Genomic DNA, 14,737 nt, shown 5'->3' with positions numbered 1-14,737 from the left:
CCCTATGCGTTGCGCGTGACCTGGCCGTCGCGAGCCAGCAGCGTGGCCGCGACGATGTCGTCCGCGAGATCGATGTTCAGCGTACCTTCCTTGGCGATAATCAGCTTCAGGAAGTCGAGCACGTTGCGCGCGTACAGCGACGACGCGTCAGCGGGCACCATCGCGGCGAGATTCGTATAGCCGACGATCTGCACGCCATAGCGCACCACCACCTGGTCCGCCTCGGTCAGCGGACAATTGCCGCCGCGCCGGCCGTCGACTTCGGGGCCGCGGCCGGCCGCGAGGTCGACGAGCACCGAGCCCGGTTTCATCGCCTGCACGGTTTCGACCGACAGCAGCGTCGGCGCGGGGCGGCCTGGAATCAATGCGGTCGAGATCACCACGTCGGCCTGCTTCGCGCGCTCGTGCACGAGCGCCGACTGGCGCGCGAGCCACGACGGCGGCATCGGCCGTGCATAGCCGCCCACGCCTTGCGCGGCCTCGCGCTCCTCGTCGGTCTCGTAGGGCACGTCGAGAAACTTCGCGCCGAGCGACTCGATCTGCTCCTTGACGGCCGGGCGCACGTCGGACGCCTCCAGCACGGCGCCGAGGCGCTTCGCGGTGGCGATCGCCTGCAGGCCAGCCACGCCCGCGCCGAGAATCAGCACGCGCGCGGCCTTCACGGTGCCGGCCGCGGTCATCAGCATCGGCATGAAGCGCGGATAGAGCGTCGCCGCGAGCAGCACCGCCTTGTAGCCGGCGATGTTCGCCTGCGACGACAGCACGTCGAGGCTTTGCGCGCGCGTGGTGCGAGGCGCGGCTTCGAGCGCGAACGCGGTGACGCCGGCCGCGGCGAGCTTGCCCGCGTTGTCGGCGTTGAACGGATCGAGCATGCCGACGAGCGTCGCGCCGAGCTTGAGCAGCGGCAGTTCGGAATCGGTGGGGGATTGGACTTTGAGGACGAGATCTGCGCCGAATGCAGTGGCGGCATCGACGATTTCCGCGCCCACGGCCGTATAGGCGTCATCGGGAAAGCTCGCGCCGGCGCCGGCGCCGCTCTGGAGCGTGACCCGGTGGCCTTGCGCCACGTACTTCCTGACCGTCTCGGGCGTCGCGGCAACGCGGGTTTCATGCGCGCGCGTCTCGGCTGGCACTCCGATGTGCATCGTTGTTCCTCCTCGACTTCCTGTTTGACGACAGATCTGCCGACGAGGCTCGCCGGCTTGCACATGCAACGGCTAACGCAGGCCCCACTTTAACCGGAAACCGCCACATCACAAATATCGGGGTCGATGCGAATGCGCGGCAGACCGCCAAACTGTTACGGATCGGTCGCGATTCCACCTCGAACATGCTGCAAACCGGCTGCCAGCGGTCACCAGGCAGCCGGCGCGCATAACCGGTAAAATGCGCACCCATGAAACCGGAAACCTGGCGGCCGCACGTGACCGTCGCGGCGATCGTCGAGCGTGACGGGCGCTTCCTGCTAGTCGAGGAACACACTGCCGCCGGCCTGCGCCTGAACCAGCCCGCCGGCCACCTCGAGGCGGGCGAAACGCTGCTGGAAGCGGTGGTCCGCGAAACGTTCGAGGAAACCGCGCATCCGTTCGCGCCCGAGGCGCTCGTCGGCATGTACATGACCCACTTCGAGCAGCCGGACCGCGCGGGCACCACGTACCTGCGCTTCACCTATTGCGGCGCGGGCGGCGAACCGGACCCGGCGAGTTCGCTCGATCCCGACATCGTCCGCACGCTGTGGATGAGCGCCGATGAGTTGCGCGCCTGCCCCGAGCGGCATCGCACGCCGCTCGTGATGCAGTGCATCGACGATTACCTGGCCGGCCGGCGTTTCCCGCTCGACGTCGTCCATACGCATTCGGTTGCGCCGAAGCAATAAGGCCGTCACGAGCGGCCCCATAGATCCATGCAGTCATGCAGCACCCAGTGAGTACCTTATGAGCAAGCGCAAAGTCGTAGTAGGCATGTCGGGCGGCGTCGATTCGTCGGTCACCGCGTGGCTGCTAAAGGAACAGGGCTACGACGTGGTCGGCCTGTTCATGAAGAACTGGGAAGACGACGACGACAGCGAATACTGCTCGACGCGCCAGGACTGGATCGACGTGGTGTCGGTGGCGGACCTGATCGGCATCGACGTCGAGGCGGTCAACTTCGCGGCCGAGTACAAGGACCGCGTGTTCGCCGAATTCCTGCGCGAATATTCGGCCGGCCGCACGCCGAATCCGGACGTGCTGTGCAACGCCGAGATCAAGTTCAAGGCCTTCCTCGATCACGCGATGTCGCTCGGCGCGGAAACGATCGCGACCGGCCACTACGCGCGCGTGCGCGAGAACGATGACCGCTTCGAGCTGCTGAAGGCGCTCGACCATACCAAGGACCAGTCGTACTTCCTGCACCGGCTGAACCAGGCGCAGCTGTCGAAAACACTGTTCCCGCTCGGCGAAATTCCCAAGACGAAAGTGCGCGAGATCGCCGCGCAGATCGGCCTGCCGAACGCGAAGAAGAAGGATTCGACCGGCATCTGCTTCATCGGCGAGCGGCCTTTCCGCGACTTCCTGAACCGCTATCTGCCGACCAGGCCGGGCCCGATGAAGACCACCGACGGCAAGATCGTCGGCGAGCACATCGGCCTCGCGTTCTACACGTTCGGCCAGCGCAAGGGCATCGGTCTCGGCGGCAGCAAGGACGGCAGCGGCGAGCCCTGGTTCGCCGCCGGCAAGGATATTCCGACGAATACGCTGTACGTCGCGCAGGGACACGACCATCCGTGGCTGCTGTGCCATACGCTGTCGGCGGGCAACACGAGCTGGGTCGCGGGCGAGCCGCCGGCCGACGGCTTCGCGTGCGGCGCGAAGACGCGCTACCGGCAGGCCGACGCGGCGTGCACGTTCAACGCCTCGGCGGGAGGCGGTTCGGGCCAAGGCCTCTTCGAACTGAGCTTCGGCGCCGCGCAATGGGCCGTCACGCCGGGCCAATCGGCGGTGCTGTATGACGGCGACGTGTGCCTCGGCGGCGGCGTCATCGAACGCGCGATGACCGGGCAACCGGCCGAGCTGCCGCAGGATCAGGCGCCGAAGCAAACCCGCGCGCAGCGTCGCAAGCAGGCGCACAAGCCAAAGCAGCCGCAAGGCCAGGCGCAGGACGAGCCGCAAACCCCGCGGCAACAAGCGGCTCTGCTCGGCGCGCGTTGAGCGATGCATAACGGCGGGCGCGGCGTGTCGTACCATTCCGGCAGGTTCGCGCCGTTCACCATGTTTCCCCCGCCTGGCGCATTCACACACACTTCACCTTCGCGTGCGACGCTTGGCTTCCATTCGCAGGCCTTATCTTCGGGCTTCGCCGGTCCGCGTCGCACCGTGACCCGCAACCGCCAGTTTTCCCTCGCGACCGATACCGCCCGCACCCCCGTGCGGACGATGCCGCCGCAATGATCTTCACTGCACTGGAGTCCCCATGTTTTCTCAACGCTATCTGGCCATGTGGTGCGCAATCGCCCTCACCGCGGTATGTGCCGCGCTCGCCGCGACGCATCACCTGTCATGGTTCTGGATCCTCGTGCCGGCCGCGCTCGTCGCGCTCGGCGTGTTCGACCTGAGCCAACAGCGCCATGCAATCCTGCGCAATTACCCGCTGTGGGGCCACCTGCGTTTCATTTTCGAATCCATCCGCCCGGAGATCCGTCAGTATTTCGTCGAAGACGATACCGACGAGAAGCCGTTCTCGCGCGCGCAACGCAGCATCGTCTATCAGCGCGCGAAGAACGACGTGGACAGCCGCCCGTACGGCACGCGGATCGACGTGAAGGCACTCGCGCACGAGTGGATCAGCCACTCGCTCGTGCCGACCACGCTCGATGGCCACGACTTTCGCGTCGTCGTCGGACCCGATCGCGCGCAGCCATATTCGATGTCGATCTTCAACGTATCGGCGATGAGCTTCGGCTCGCTGTCGGCCAACGCGATCATGGCGCTGAATCTCGGCGCGAAGAAAGGCAACTTCGCGCACGACACCGGCGAAGGCTCGATGTCGAAGTATCACCGCGAACATGGCGGCGACATCATCTGGGAAATCGGGTCCGGTTATTTTGGATGCCGTAACGACGACGGCACCTTCAACGCCGGGAAGTTCGCGAAGCAGGCCGCCGAACCGCAGGTGAAGATGATCGAGGTGAAGCTGTCGCAAGGCGCGAAGCCGGGTCACGGCGGCGTGCTGCCGGCCGCGAAGATCACACCCGAAATCGCCGAAACGCGTGGCGTGCCGATGGGCCGCGACTGCATCTCGCCGGCGACGCACTCCGAGTTCTCGACGCCGCGCGAGCTGCTCGAATTCGTCGAGCAGCTGCGCACGCTGTCGGGCGGCAAGCCGACCGGCTTCAAGCTGTGCATCGGGCATCCGTGGGAATTCTTCGGTATCGCGAAGGCGATGCTGGAAACGGGCATTCTGCCGGACTTCATCGTCGTGGACGGCGCGGAAGGCGGCACCGGCGCGGCACCGCTCGAATTCACCGATCACGTCGGCGTGCCGTTGCAGGAGGGGCTGCTGCTCGTGCACAACACGCTGGTCGGCATCGGTCTGCGGCAACGCATCCGCATCGGCGCGAGCGGCAAGATGATCACCGCGTTCGATATCGCGAAGACGCTCGCGATCGGCGCGGACTGGGTCAACGCGGCGCGCGGCTTCATGTTCGCGGTCGGCTGCATCCAGGCGCAGACCTGCCATACCGGCCGCTGCCCGACCGGCGTCGCGACCCAGGACCCGGTGCGCCAGCGCGCGCTGGTGGTGCCGGACAAGGCCGATCGCGTGTTCAACTTCCACCACAACACGCTGCACGCGTTGCAGGAAATCATCCAGGCCGCCGGGCTCCGGCATCCGGCTGAGTTGCGCGCGCATCACATCGTGCGGCGCGTGTCCTCGCATGAGGTGCGGCTGATGTCGGATCTGCTCAAATATCTCGAACCGAACGACCTGCTCAACGGCAACTATCGCTATACCCTGTTCGAGACGTACTGGCCGATCGCGCAAAGCGATTCGTTCTCGCCGAAGGCGGAGCTGGCGGCGAGCTGAACGTGCGCGCGGCCCTTGCCGCGTCGCCTGTCGCCCAAAAACCGCATCGCGGCCCGTCCGACCCCGCAAAACGGGCCGCCCCCCTTCCTTTCCGTTAAAATCTCCGGTTTAGCACTTCGCTCCACGGCCCCCTCGCGCGCTTAGGCGCACGCGGCATGGCCCCATGCCCGAAAGGCACTTCATGCTCACGTTTCAGCAAATCATCCTGACCTTGCAGTCCTACTGGGACAAGCAGGGCTGCGCGTTGCTCCAGCCGATCGACATGGAGGTCGGCGCGGGCACGTCCCACGTCCATACGTTCCTGCGCGCGATCGGCCCCGAGCCGTGGCGCGCCGCCTACGTGCAGCCGTCGCGCCGCCCGAAAGATGGCCGCTACGGCGAGAACCCGAACCGTCTGCAGCACTACTACCAGTATCAGGTGGTGCTCAAGCCCGCGCCGGAAAACATTCTCGACCTGTACCTCGGCTCGCTCGAAGCGCTCGGCTTCGACCTGAAGCAGAACGACGTGCGTTTCGTCGAGGACGACTGGGAAAACCCGACGCTCGGCGCATGGGGGCTGGGCTGGGAAGTGTGGCTGAACGGCATGGAAGTGACGCAGTTCACGTACTTCCAGCAGGTCGGCGGTCTCGACTGCAAGCCGGTGCTCGGCGAAATCACCTACGGTCTCGAGCGCCTCGCGATGTATCTGCAGAAGGTAGAGAACGTCTACGACCTCGTCTGGACCGAGTGGGAAGAACAAGGCCCGAACGGCCCCGAACTGCGCCGCCTGACCTACGGCGACGTGTATCACCAGAACGAGGTCGAGCAGTCCACCTACAACTTCGAGCACGCGAACGTCGATCTGCTGTTCACGTTCTTCAACAGCTACGAAGCGGAAGCGAAGCGCATGATCGATGCACAGATCGCGCTGCCCGCCTATGAGCTCGTGCTGAAGGCCGGCCACACGTTCAACCTGCTCGACGCGCGCGGCGCGATTTCGGTCACGGAACGCGCGGCATACATCGGCCGGATTCGCGCGCTGTCGCGTCTGGTCGCGCAGGCCTACTACGACTCGCGCGAAAAGCTCGGCTTCCCGATGCTCGGCAATCCGGTGCACGGTGTGCCCGGCCTCACCACCGACGAGCAGGAAGCCGCGATGCCCGCGTGGGCGCCGCCGCTGAAAGTCGAACGCAAGATCGACCAGGACTGACGAGAACTTCAACCAATGACTCAATCTCAACACGCTACCCTGCTCGTCGAGCTGCTGACCGAAGAACTGCCGCCGAAGGCGCTCGCCCGTCTCGGCGACGCCTTCGCCGAAGGTATTGCGCAGCGCCTCGCGGCGCGCGACCTGATCGAAGGCGAGCCGTCGTTCGAACGCTTTGCTACGCCGCGTCGTCTCGCGGTGACGATTCACAACGTGCGCGCGCTCGCGCCGGAAAAACACGTGCGCGAAAAAGTGCTGCCGGTTTCCGTCGCGCTCGATAAAGACGGCCGGCCCACCGCGCCGCTCGCGAAGAAACTCGCCGCGCTCGGCTTCCCCGACTTCACGGTGAACGACCTCGAACGCGCCCAGGACGGTAAAGCCGAAGCGTTCTTCCTGCGCTACGCGGCGCCGGGCGCGACGCTCGCCGACGGCCTGCAAGGCGCGCTCGACGAAACGCTCGCGAAGCTGCCGATCGCAAAGCCGATGACGTATCAGCGCCCGGACGGTTCGAGCGTGCAGTTCGTGCGCCCGGTGCATCGACTGACCACGCTGCACGGCGAAGAGGTCGTGCCGGTCAGCGTGCTCGGCATCGACGCCGACGACACCACGCTCGGCCACCGCTTCCTGTCCGAAGGCTTCGTGCAGATCCAGCATGCGCAGTCGTATGCCGAAACGCTCGAACACAGAGGCCGCGTGATCGCGAGCTTCGCGAAGCGCAAGGAAGCGATCCGCTCGCAACTGCTCGCGCAAGCCGGTGACGACAAGGTCGTGATGCCCGAAGCGCTGCTCGACGAAGTGACGTCGCTGGTCGAATGGCCGGTTGTCTATGAGTGCCGCTTCGAGGACGAATTCCTGCAAGTGCCGCAGGAATGCCTGATCCTGACGATGCAGACGAACCAGAAGTACTTCGCGCTGACCGATGCGAACGGCAAGCTGCGCTCGCGCTTCCTGATCGTGTCGAACATCGAGACGGCGACGCCGGTCGAGATCGTCGAAGGCAATGAGCGCGTGGTGCGACCGCGTCTCGCCGATGCGAAGTTCTTCTTCACGCAAGACAAGAAGAAGCCGCTCGCGGATCGCGTGCCACTGCTCGCGAACGTCGTTTATCACAACAAGCTCGGCTCGGCGCTGCAACGGGTGGAGCGGCTCGAAGGGCTGGCCGGCGCGATCGCCGCACTGACCGGCGCCAACGTCGCGCTCGCGACGCGCGCCGCGCGCCTCGCGAAAGCCGACCTGATCACCGACATGGTCGGCGAATTCCCCGAGCTGCAAGGCACGATGGGCACGTACTACGCGCGCCACGACGGCGAGCCGGAAGAAGTCGCGCTCGCATGCTCGGAACACTACCAGCCGCGCTTCTCGGGCGACGCACTGCCCACCACTGCGACCGGCACCGTCGTCGCGCTCGCCGACAAGCTCGAAACGCTGGTCGGCATCTGGGGCATCGGCCTGCAGCCCACCGGCGAGAAAGACCCGTTCGCGCTGCGCCGTCATGCGCTCGGCGTGCTGCGCATTCTGGTCGAGAAACAGTTGAACGTCGACTTCGTCGAGCTGCTGCGCATCGCTTATGCGCAATTCGCCGGCGTGCCGAACGTCGCCGATTCGACCGACGCGATCTACGAATTCAGCATGGACCGCCTGCGCGGCCTGCTGCGCGAACGCGGCTACGCGGCCGGCGAAATCGACGCGGTGCTCGCGCTGAACCCGACGCGGCTCGACGACCTCGTCGCGCGCCTCGACGCGGTGCGCGAGTTCGCGTCGCTCGCCGAAGCGGCGTCGCTCGCGGCGGCCAACAAGCGTATCTCGAACATCCTGAAGAAGTCGGAAGGCGTGACGAATGGCGGCGTGCAGCCCAGCTTGCTCACCGAGGCAGCGGAGAAGGCGCTCAACGCGCAGCTCGAACAGGTCACGCCGCGTGTGCAATCGCAACTGGCCGTGCGCGACTACACCGGCGCGCTGACGGCGCTGGCCGCGCTGCGCGAGCCGGTGGACACGTTCTTCAACGACGTGATGGTCAACGCCGAAGACCCCGCGTTGCGCGCGAACCGTCTGGCTCTGCTCGGCGCGCTGCATCAGCAGATGAACTGCGTCGCCGACATTTCCCGACTCGCCGCCTGAGCACCGCGCCATGCCGATCAAGAAAGTGGTGATCCTCGACCGCGACGGTGTGATCAACGTCGACTCCGACGCGTTCATCAAGTCGCCGGACGAATGGGTCCCGCTGCCCGGCTCGCTGGAAGCGATCGCACGCCTGAACCAGGCCGGCTATCGCGTCGCAATCGCGACGAACCAGTCGGGCATCGGCCGCGGTCTGTTCGACATGGATGCGTTGAACGCGATGCATCTGAAGATGCACCGGATGGCGGCAGCGGTCGGCGCGCGCATCGAAGCGGTGTTCTTCTGTCCGCACACGGCGGAAGATCAATGCGAATGCCGCAAGCCGAAGCCCGGCATGCTGAAGATGATCACCGAGCGATTCGAGGTCGATCCGGCGCATACGCCGACGGTCGGCGATTCTCTGCGCGATCTGCAGGCGGGCGCTGCGCTCGGTCACCCGGTGCATCTGGTGCTGACCGGCAAGGGCCGCAAGACCCTCGCCGCGGGCGGCTTGCCCGAAGGCACGATCGTGCACGACGACCTGCGCGCGTTCGCGCTCGACTTTCTCGCCGACGCTCAGGAATAAACGCGCGCACCGCGCTCCCACCCCCCACCGACCACGCCGATGCGCTTTATCCGTTCCCTGCTGCTGCTGATTTATTTCGTTGTGTTCACGGTGCCGTACGCGACCGCGTGCTTCATCGCGTTTCCGTTCCTGCGCGCGGAAAACCGCTACTGGATGGCGGCCGGCTGGTGTCGTCTGACGCTGTGGACGGTGCGCTACCTGAACGGCATCCGCTACCGCATCGAAGGTTTCGAGAATCTGCCCAACGGCCCGGCCGTGCTGCTGTCGAAGCATCAGTCGGCGTGGGAAACGCTCGCGTTTCCGGCGCTCATGCCGCGCCCGCTGTGCTACGTGTTCAAGCGCGAGCTCTTGTATGTGCCGTTCTTCGGCTGGGCGCTCGGCATGCTGAAGATGGTTCACATCAACCGCAAGGAAGGCAAATACGCGTTCAAATCGGTCACGAACCAGGGCAAGGCCCGCATGGCCGAAGGCGCATGGGTCATCATGTTTCCGGAAGGCACGCGCACGCCGACCGGCAAGCAGGGCAAGTACAAGACCGGCGGCGCGCGCTTCGCGATCGCGAGCGGTGCCCCCGTCGTGCCGATCGCGCACAACGCGGGCCGCGTGTGGCCGCGCAACTCGTTTCTTAAATATCCGGGTATAGTCACGGTGTCGATTGGCAAGCCGATCGACACGACGGGGCTCACGCCCGACGAAGTGAACACGCGCGTCGAACAGTGGATCGAAGCCGAAATGCGCCGCATCGATCCGACTGCCTACAGCGCGGCGGCTAACGATTCCGCCGCCGCGCCCATCTGACGCGCCACGCCCTCGAACTCCGAAGGCGTATTGCGCGAAGCGAAGCCGATGCAGAAGTCTCCTACGCCGCAGCCCGCCGCGGCGCTCGAAAACCGGCAGCTCGATCTCCCGCTCTTCGCCGAGCCGGGGTCGACGTCGTCGTCTCCTTCACCTTCCGCGCCGGGTTCATCTGGCTCAGCGCCGGCCCGGCCGCCCGTCGCGCCGCTCGCGCCGGACGGCAGCAAGCTGCGCAGTCTCGCCATCGGTTCACGCACGCTGCATTACGCGCTCAAGCGTTCCGCGCGCCGCTCGATCGGCTTTGCGATCGACAGCACCGGCCTCACGATCACCGCGCCGCGCTGGGTCACGCTCGCCGATATCGAAACCGCGATCACCGAAAAACAGCGTTGGATTTTTACGAAGCTGATCGAATGGCAAACGCGCGTCGAGCAGCGTGCATTACCGAAGATCGACTGGCAAGACGGCGCCGAAGTACCCTACCTCGGTCAGCCGGTGCGCGTGACGCTCGGCGCGCCGCAAGGCATGCTCGCGTTCAGCGCCGAGCACGGCGCGCTGCAATTGCCGCTGCCGTTGCAAGCCGACCCGCAGCAGATCAAGGATCGCGTGCAGGGCTGGCTGCAAGGAGAAGCGAAGCGGCTGTTCGGCGAGCGTCTGGCGATCTACGCGCAGAAGCTGGGCGTCAACTATCGCGCGTATGCCTTGTCTTCGGCGGCGACGCGCTGGGGCAGTTGTTCGAGCGACGGCAAAATCCGCCTGAACTGGCGGCTCATCCACTTTCCGCTGTCGATCATCGACTACGTCGTCGCGCACGAGCTGTCGCATCTGCGCGAGATGAATCACAGTCCGCGCTTCTGGCAGACGGTCGAATCGATTTTTCCGGAATTTCGCGAGGCGCGGCAGACACTGAAGTCTCATCCGCCGGAGCTGTTGCCGACGCTTTGAGGCCGGGTGCTATCTATGCGAGAGCGCTTTCGCGGACTGCAACAGATCGTCGAGCATCACGCCGCGCCTGTCCGGGCTCGTGTCGCGGCCGGTCATGAAACACAGCGCCGCAATCGGCAGTCCCGCACGGTCGCGAATCGGCGCTGCCATACAAAGCCTGAACGCATTCGAGAGTCCTTCGGTGCAGCAGTAGCCTCGTTCTTTTGCGGCCTGCACGTCGTTCAGGAATTCGTCGAATTCGATATTCACCCCGTTGTCGAGGATGAAATCTTCGGCCGGAATGAGCGCGCGAATCTCGTCGGCATTCAGGTGACCTAGCAGCAGACGTCCCGTGGCGGTCCACGGAATCGGCACTCTCACGCCGATGTCCGAACTGATGTTGAATGGCCGGGCACTGTTCTCGGATAACACGACCGTGTACTTGTTGCCTTCCAGCATGCACAGCTGCGTGGTCTCGTCGTACTTCCGTACCAATGCCAGAATGGATTGATGCGCGCGGCTAATCAGATCGTTGTGCGTTGCATAGTCGGACCCGTAGTAGTGCATCTCGCGCCCGAAGAACACGCTCCCGTCCGCGGCCGTCTCGAGCCAGCCCACTTCCGCGAGAATCGCGACCAGCTCGTAAATGCTCGAACGCGGCGCGCCGGTCGCCTCGATTAATTCGCGCATGGTCAGCGGGCGTTGGGCGACGTGCAATTGCCGGAACATCGCGATGACGCGATCCACGCCTCTCGCCCGAGACGATTCGGTTACAGCCATGCGTTCACTCCGTAAAGCGTTCATCCGACCGGTTGTCTTTCAAGCGACGTGAGTTTATCGTGCGGCAGACCCGCGAAAGCGACTTTCAGGCCACGACAGATCAATGGTCGAGGACTCTGTGCAGAAATTGCCGCGTGCGTTCGTTCGCGGGATTGACGAAGATCTGTTCCGGATCGCCCTGCTCGGCGATAACGCCCTTGTCCATGAAGACGACGCGGTCGGCGGTCTTGCGGGCAAAGCCCATTTCATGCGTGACGACGACCATCGTCATGCCGTCGCGCGCGAGCCCACGCATCACCTCGGTGACCTCGCCGACCAGCTCCGGATCCAGCGCGGACGTCGCCTCGTCGAAGAACATGATGCCGGGCTCGACCGCGAGCGCTCGCGCAATCGCCACGCGTTGCTGCTGACCGCCCGACAACTGGCTTGGATAGTGTGCCGCGCGGTCCGCGAGCCCGACGCGGTCGAGTGTCTCCATGGCGCGCTTGCGCGCGTCGTCCGGACTCATGCGGCGTGCCTTGATAAGCGCGAGCGTGACATTGCCGAGCGCGGTCTTGTGAGGAAACAGATTGAACTGCTGGAAGACCATGCCGACATGGCCACGAATCTCTCGCGCCCGGCGCGGATCATGCATGGGCACATCGTTGACCCAGACCTCGCCGGAATCGGTGGTCTCCAATCCCGCCATGATTCGCAAGACGGTGCTCTTACCCGAGCCGGACGCGCCAATGAGCACCAGCACCTCGCCCGAGCGAACCTCGAGATTGATTTCGTTCAACACCCGAGTCGAACCGAATGCTTTGCTGACGCCCGTCAGTGAAATGATGGGTCTGATTTGGCTTTGGTTACTCACGACAATCTCCTGCGGTCATGGTGGCGCACCCATTGCGAGAGCGGGAAGCACACGGCGAAGTAAATGAGGGCGACGAGTCCGTAGATTTCCACGGGCTTTCCGACCCGGTCGACGATGGCCTGGCCACCATGCATCAACTCGGACATTCCGATCATGCTGACGATCGACGTGTCCTTGATGAGCGACAGATACTGACCGACGAGAGGCGGCAACACGATCTTTCCCGTCTGAGGCAGCACGACGAACGAGAACGACTGAGCCCGCGTGAGGCCGAGGATCTGAGATACCTCCCATTGACCTTTGGGTACCGCCTCGATCCCTGAGCGGAAGATTTCGGCGATGTAGGCGCCCTGATAGACGCTCAAGCCGATGACGCCGGCTGCGAAGACGTCGATCGCGTAACCGAAGTACGACACGCCGAAATAGATGAACATCAGGGTGATGAGTACCGGCGTGCCGCGAAACAGCTCCGTATAGAGTCTGGCAATGCGGGCTGTGCCCCACGGTCCGAACGACCGCAAGACCGCGGCGAACAGGCCGATCAGCGTGCTGCCCACGATGGACGCAATGGAAAGCAACAGCGTCGTCACCAGACCCTGCAGCAGGATGGAGAAACTGGTTTTCAGCAATTCGACTGACATGATCCAACTCCAATCCGGGAATCAGGCCCGTTTCGTCCGGCGCATAAAGCCGGTCCGGAAACCGGTGCGCGCCGGCATGACGAGGGGAGGATGAAAGATCCGCGCTCCGAGCTGGCCCGCAAGCCAGGACAGTACGTTACTGAGCACGAGATACGCGACGAGCGTCACGCTGAACGTCTGAAGGTAGAGAAGCGTCCGCGAGTTGATCACGGTCGCAGTGCCGGTCAACTCCGGCAACGCAATGGCGGACAGCAGCGACGTACCGAGCAGCAACTGGATCAGATAGTTGACGATGGCCGGATAGACCGCGCGCGTCGCCTGCGGTAGCACGACCTCGACGAAGATCTGCGCGCGTTCGAGACCGAGAATGCCGGCGGCTTCGAGTTGGCCGCGCGGCACCGACTGTATGCCGGCGCGGAACACTTCCGATAGATAAGCACCGACGTTGACGCCGAGCGCAATGACGCCCGCCCAGTATGCGTCGAGCGAAATACCCGCCGACGGCAGACCGAAGAAAACGATGAAAATCTGCAGGAGAACAGGCGTGTTGCGGATGATTTCAACGTAGCCGCGAGCAATCAACCGAAATGGCGCGAGCGGAGAAACGCTGGCAAGCGCGGTCAACAAGCCGAGGACTAGCGCCAGTACGAATGCCAGCACGGTCACTTGCAACGTCAGCCAGCTCGCGCTCAAAAACTCGGGCACGTAGCCCCACAGAGTGAGCCACTCGTAACTCATCTCACCCTCCGCATCGTTCGGGTTTCAATAGATATCGGCATCTCCCGCTCCTCAAAACTGCGGATTGAGCGGGTAGCGCGGATCGGTGCCGAACCACTTGTTGTAGAGCTGCGCGTTGAGCTTCGACGCATTGACGTTGAAGAGGAACAGATTCAGGTAGTTGAGCCATTCCTGATCGCCGGCCTTCACACCGAACGCGTTGTATTCGAGCGGGACCAGCGCTTCGTTCGTGACGGCAAGTTCAGGATCGAGCTTGGCCTGATACGCGAGAAAGTTGTTGTCCTCGATCATCGCGTCGGCCTGCCCCTGCTTGACGGCAAGAATCGCGGCCTGCGAGCTGTCGTATTCCTGGATCTTGATCGGGATATTCAGCGAGCGCACTTCGTCGCCATTGGTCGAGCCCTTGACCGTCGCAATCGTGCGACCGCCCATGTCCTTGATCGACTGAACGCCACTATTTTTTCTGACCAGCAGTGCTTCGCTGGCAACCACGTAGGGGGTCGTGAATTCGATTACCTTCGCGCGCTCGAGATTACGCGTGAAGTTGCAGAACACGACATCCACTTTGCTGGTCTGCAGATTGGGAATCCGGTTCGCGCTCGTCGTATTCACGACCTCGAGCTTCACGCCCATCTGCTTCGCGAGTTCCTTCGCGAGGTCCACATCATAGCCGTCTGGTTGGCCATCCTTGTTATAGAACCCGAACGGCGCGAACGTCAGGCAGTCGCCGACGCGCAGCGTGCCTCGCTGCAGCACGGCCTGAAGCGTCGAGGGGGATGCCGCTGCGCTCTGCCCTGGCGTGGCAACCTTGGTGCAGCCGGTGATGGCGAGCAATCCAGCAATAGCGAACAGAAAGGCGGCTTGGGCGCCTCGTTTGGCAAGCTTCATGGCAGGGTCCTAAGCGGAGAAGAGTGGTCCGGAGCGGACGAATCGGCTTCAGCGCCTGTCTGCACGCTCAACGAATTGCCGGGTCACGCATCGATTGTCCGATATATCAGACTGCTATCTGACGAACCGGATTGATGCTGAGTGTTGGACACTAATATCAAACCGGCAACCGCACACAAACCCTTATT

At 64.1% G+C, this 14,737-nt stretch carries 14 protein-coding genes; 8 read left to right on the top strand and 6 right to left on the bottom strand.

What is annotated here, in order from left to right; translation table 11 throughout:
- Nucleotides 1–2: 2 nt before the first annotated feature.
- The gene (locus F6X40_RS07275; RefSeq protein ID WP_187627289.1) at nucleotides 3–1,145 is read right to left on the bottom strand and encodes a Re/Si-specific NAD(P)(+) transhydrogenase subunit alpha; all 1,143 of its coding nucleotides are present in this window, start codon (nucleotides 1,143–1,145) and stop codon (nucleotides 3–5) included.
- Between the two features lie 251 nt (nucleotides 1,146–1,396).
- On the opposite strand from F6X40_RS07275, the gene F6X40_RS07270 reads away from it, so the two are divergent.
- The 8 genes from F6X40_RS07270 (at nucleotide 1,397) to F6X40_RS07235 (ending at nucleotide 10,670) form a co-directional block, all read left to right on the top strand.
- On the top strand, nucleotides 1,397–1,876 hold the full coding sequence (locus tag F6X40_RS07270) for an NUDIX hydrolase (protein WP_187627288.1): 480 nt from the start codon (nucleotides 1,397–1,399) through the stop codon (nucleotides 1,874–1,876).
- A gap of 58 nt (nucleotides 1,877–1,934) precedes the next feature.
- A complete protein-coding gene (gene mnmA, locus F6X40_RS07265) occupies nucleotides 1,935–3,188 on the top strand; it encodes a tRNA 2-thiouridine(34) synthase MnmA (RefSeq protein ID WP_187627287.1) in 1,254 nt (417 codons plus the stop codon).
- 262 nt (nucleotides 3,189–3,450) lie between these two features.
- On the top strand, nucleotides 3,451–5,061 hold the full coding sequence (locus F6X40_RS07260; RefSeq protein WP_187627286.1) for an FMN-binding glutamate synthase family protein: 1,611 nt from the start codon (nucleotides 3,451–3,453) through the stop codon (nucleotides 5,059–5,061).
- Nucleotides 5,062–5,242: 181 nt separating this feature from the next.
- Nucleotides 5,243–6,250 carry a glycine--tRNA ligase subunit alpha gene (gene glyQ, locus F6X40_RS07255; RefSeq protein WP_008921090.1) on the top strand — a complete coding sequence of 336 codons (1,008 nt, stop codon included), beginning with the start codon at nucleotides 5,243–5,245 and terminating at the stop codon, nucleotides 6,248–6,250.
- Nucleotides 6,251–6,265: 15 nt separating this feature from the next.
- Nucleotides 6,266–8,365 carry a glycine--tRNA ligase subunit beta gene (gene glyS, locus F6X40_RS07250; protein ID WP_187627285.1) on the top strand — a complete coding sequence of 700 codons (2,100 nt, stop codon included), beginning with the start codon at nucleotides 6,266–6,268 and terminating at the stop codon, nucleotides 8,363–8,365.
- Nucleotides 8,366–8,375: 10 nt separating this feature from the next.
- Nucleotides 8,376–8,930, top strand: a complete 555-nt coding sequence (gene gmhB, locus F6X40_RS07245; RefSeq protein WP_184034583.1) for a D-glycero-beta-D-manno-heptose 1,7-bisphosphate 7-phosphatase — start codon at nucleotides 8,376–8,378, stop codon at nucleotides 8,928–8,930.
- 39 nt (nucleotides 8,931–8,969) lie between these two features.
- Nucleotides 8,970–9,728: a lysophospholipid acyltransferase family protein gene (locus F6X40_RS07240; RefSeq protein ID WP_184067186.1), complete on the top strand. Its 759-nt coding sequence runs from the start codon at nucleotides 8,970–8,972 to the stop codon at nucleotides 9,726–9,728.
- Between the two features lie 48 nt (nucleotides 9,729–9,776).
- Complete coding sequence (locus F6X40_RS07235) at nucleotides 9,777–10,670, top strand: M48 family metallopeptidase (protein WP_184034589.1); 894 nt, start codon at nucleotides 9,777–9,779, stop codon at nucleotides 10,668–10,670.
- 9 nt (nucleotides 10,671–10,679) lie between these two features.
- Here F6X40_RS07235 and F6X40_RS07230 read toward each other — a convergent pair whose 3' ends face one another.
- The 5 genes from F6X40_RS07230 to F6X40_RS07210 all read right to left on the bottom strand — a co-directional run bounded on the left by F6X40_RS07230 (nucleotide 10,680) and on the right by F6X40_RS07210 (nucleotide 14,549).
- The gene (locus tag F6X40_RS07230) at nucleotides 10,680–11,429 is read right to left on the bottom strand and encodes an IclR family transcriptional regulator (protein WP_184067183.1); all 750 of its coding nucleotides are present in this window, start codon (nucleotides 11,427–11,429) and stop codon (nucleotides 10,680–10,682) included.
- A 100-nt stretch (nucleotides 11,430–11,529) separates the two neighbouring features.
- Nucleotides 11,530–12,282: an amino acid ABC transporter ATP-binding protein gene (locus tag F6X40_RS07225; protein WP_090803041.1), complete on the bottom strand. Its 753-nt coding sequence runs from the start codon at nucleotides 12,280–12,282 to the stop codon at nucleotides 11,530–11,532.
- Nucleotides 12,279–12,923: an amino acid ABC transporter permease gene (locus F6X40_RS07220; RefSeq protein ID WP_187618948.1), complete on the bottom strand. Its 645-nt coding sequence runs from the start codon at nucleotides 12,921–12,923 to the stop codon at nucleotides 12,279–12,281. The genes F6X40_RS07225 and F6X40_RS07220 overlap by 4 nt, the downstream gene beginning before the upstream one ends.
- Nucleotides 12,924–12,944: 21 nt before the next feature.
- A complete protein-coding gene (locus F6X40_RS07215) occupies nucleotides 12,945–13,661 on the bottom strand; it encodes an amino acid ABC transporter permease (protein ID WP_184067180.1) in 717 nt (238 codons plus the stop codon).
- 51 nt (nucleotides 13,662–13,712) lie between these two features.
- A complete protein-coding gene (locus F6X40_RS07210) occupies nucleotides 13,713–14,549 on the bottom strand; it encodes a transporter substrate-binding domain-containing protein (protein WP_187627284.1) in 837 nt (278 codons plus the stop codon).
- Nucleotides 14,550–14,737 lie beyond the last annotated feature (188 nt).

This window comes from Paraburkholderia sp. UCT31 (assembly GCF_014397655.1).
GTDB lineage: Bacteria > Pseudomonadota > Gammaproteobacteria > Burkholderiales > Burkholderiaceae > Paraburkholderia > Paraburkholderia tuberum.
The sequence above is the reverse complement of the archived record's forward strand: the minus strand, read 5'-3'. Positions and strand labels throughout refer to the sequence as shown.

What these genes read in the sequence shown, in the direction of transcription:
- F6X40_RS07275 (WP_187627289.1), bottom strand. Translation starts at nt 1,145, where the DNA reads ATGCACATCGGAGTGCCAGCCGAGACGCGCGCGCATGAAACCCGCGTT.
- F6X40_RS07270 (WP_187627288.1), top strand. Translation starts at nt 1,397, where the DNA reads ATGAAACCGGAAACCTGGCGGCCGCACGTGACCGTCGCGGCGATCGTC.
- mnmA (WP_187627287.1), top strand. Translation starts at nt 1,935, where the DNA reads ATGAGCAAGCGCAAAGTCGTAGTAGGCATGTCGGGCGGCGTCGATTCG.
- F6X40_RS07260 (WP_187627286.1), top strand. Translation starts at nt 3,451, where the DNA reads ATGTTTTCTCAACGCTATCTGGCCATGTGGTGCGCAATCGCCCTCACC.
- glyQ (WP_008921090.1), top strand. Translation starts at nt 5,243, where the DNA reads ATGCTCACGTTTCAGCAAATCATCCTGACCTTGCAGTCCTACTGGGAC.
- glyS (WP_187627285.1), top strand. Translation starts at nt 6,266, where the DNA reads ATGACTCAATCTCAACACGCTACCCTGCTCGTCGAGCTGCTGACCGAA.
- gmhB (WP_184034583.1), top strand. Translation starts at nt 8,376, where the DNA reads ATGCCGATCAAGAAAGTGGTGATCCTCGACCGCGACGGTGTGATCAAC.
- F6X40_RS07240 (WP_184067186.1), top strand. Translation starts at nt 8,970, where the DNA reads ATGCGCTTTATCCGTTCCCTGCTGCTGCTGATTTATTTCGTTGTGTTC.
- F6X40_RS07235 (WP_184034589.1), top strand. Translation starts at nt 9,777, where the DNA reads ATGCAGAAGTCTCCTACGCCGCAGCCCGCCGCGGCGCTCGAAAACCGG.
- F6X40_RS07230 (WP_184067183.1), bottom strand. Translation starts at nt 11,429, where the DNA reads ATGGCTGTAACCGAATCGTCTCGGGCGAGAGGCGTGGATCGCGTCATC.
- F6X40_RS07220 (WP_187618948.1), bottom strand. Translation starts at nt 12,923, where the DNA reads ATGTCAGTCGAATTGCTGAAAACCAGTTTCTCCATCCTGCTGCAGGGT.
- F6X40_RS07215 (WP_184067180.1), bottom strand. Translation starts at nt 13,661, where the DNA reads ATGAGTTACGAGTGGCTCACTCTGTGGGGCTACGTGCCCGAGTTTTTG.
- F6X40_RS07210 (WP_187627284.1), bottom strand. Translation starts at nt 14,549, where the DNA reads ATGAAGCTTGCCAAACGAGGCGCCCAAGCCGCCTTTCTGTTCGCTATT.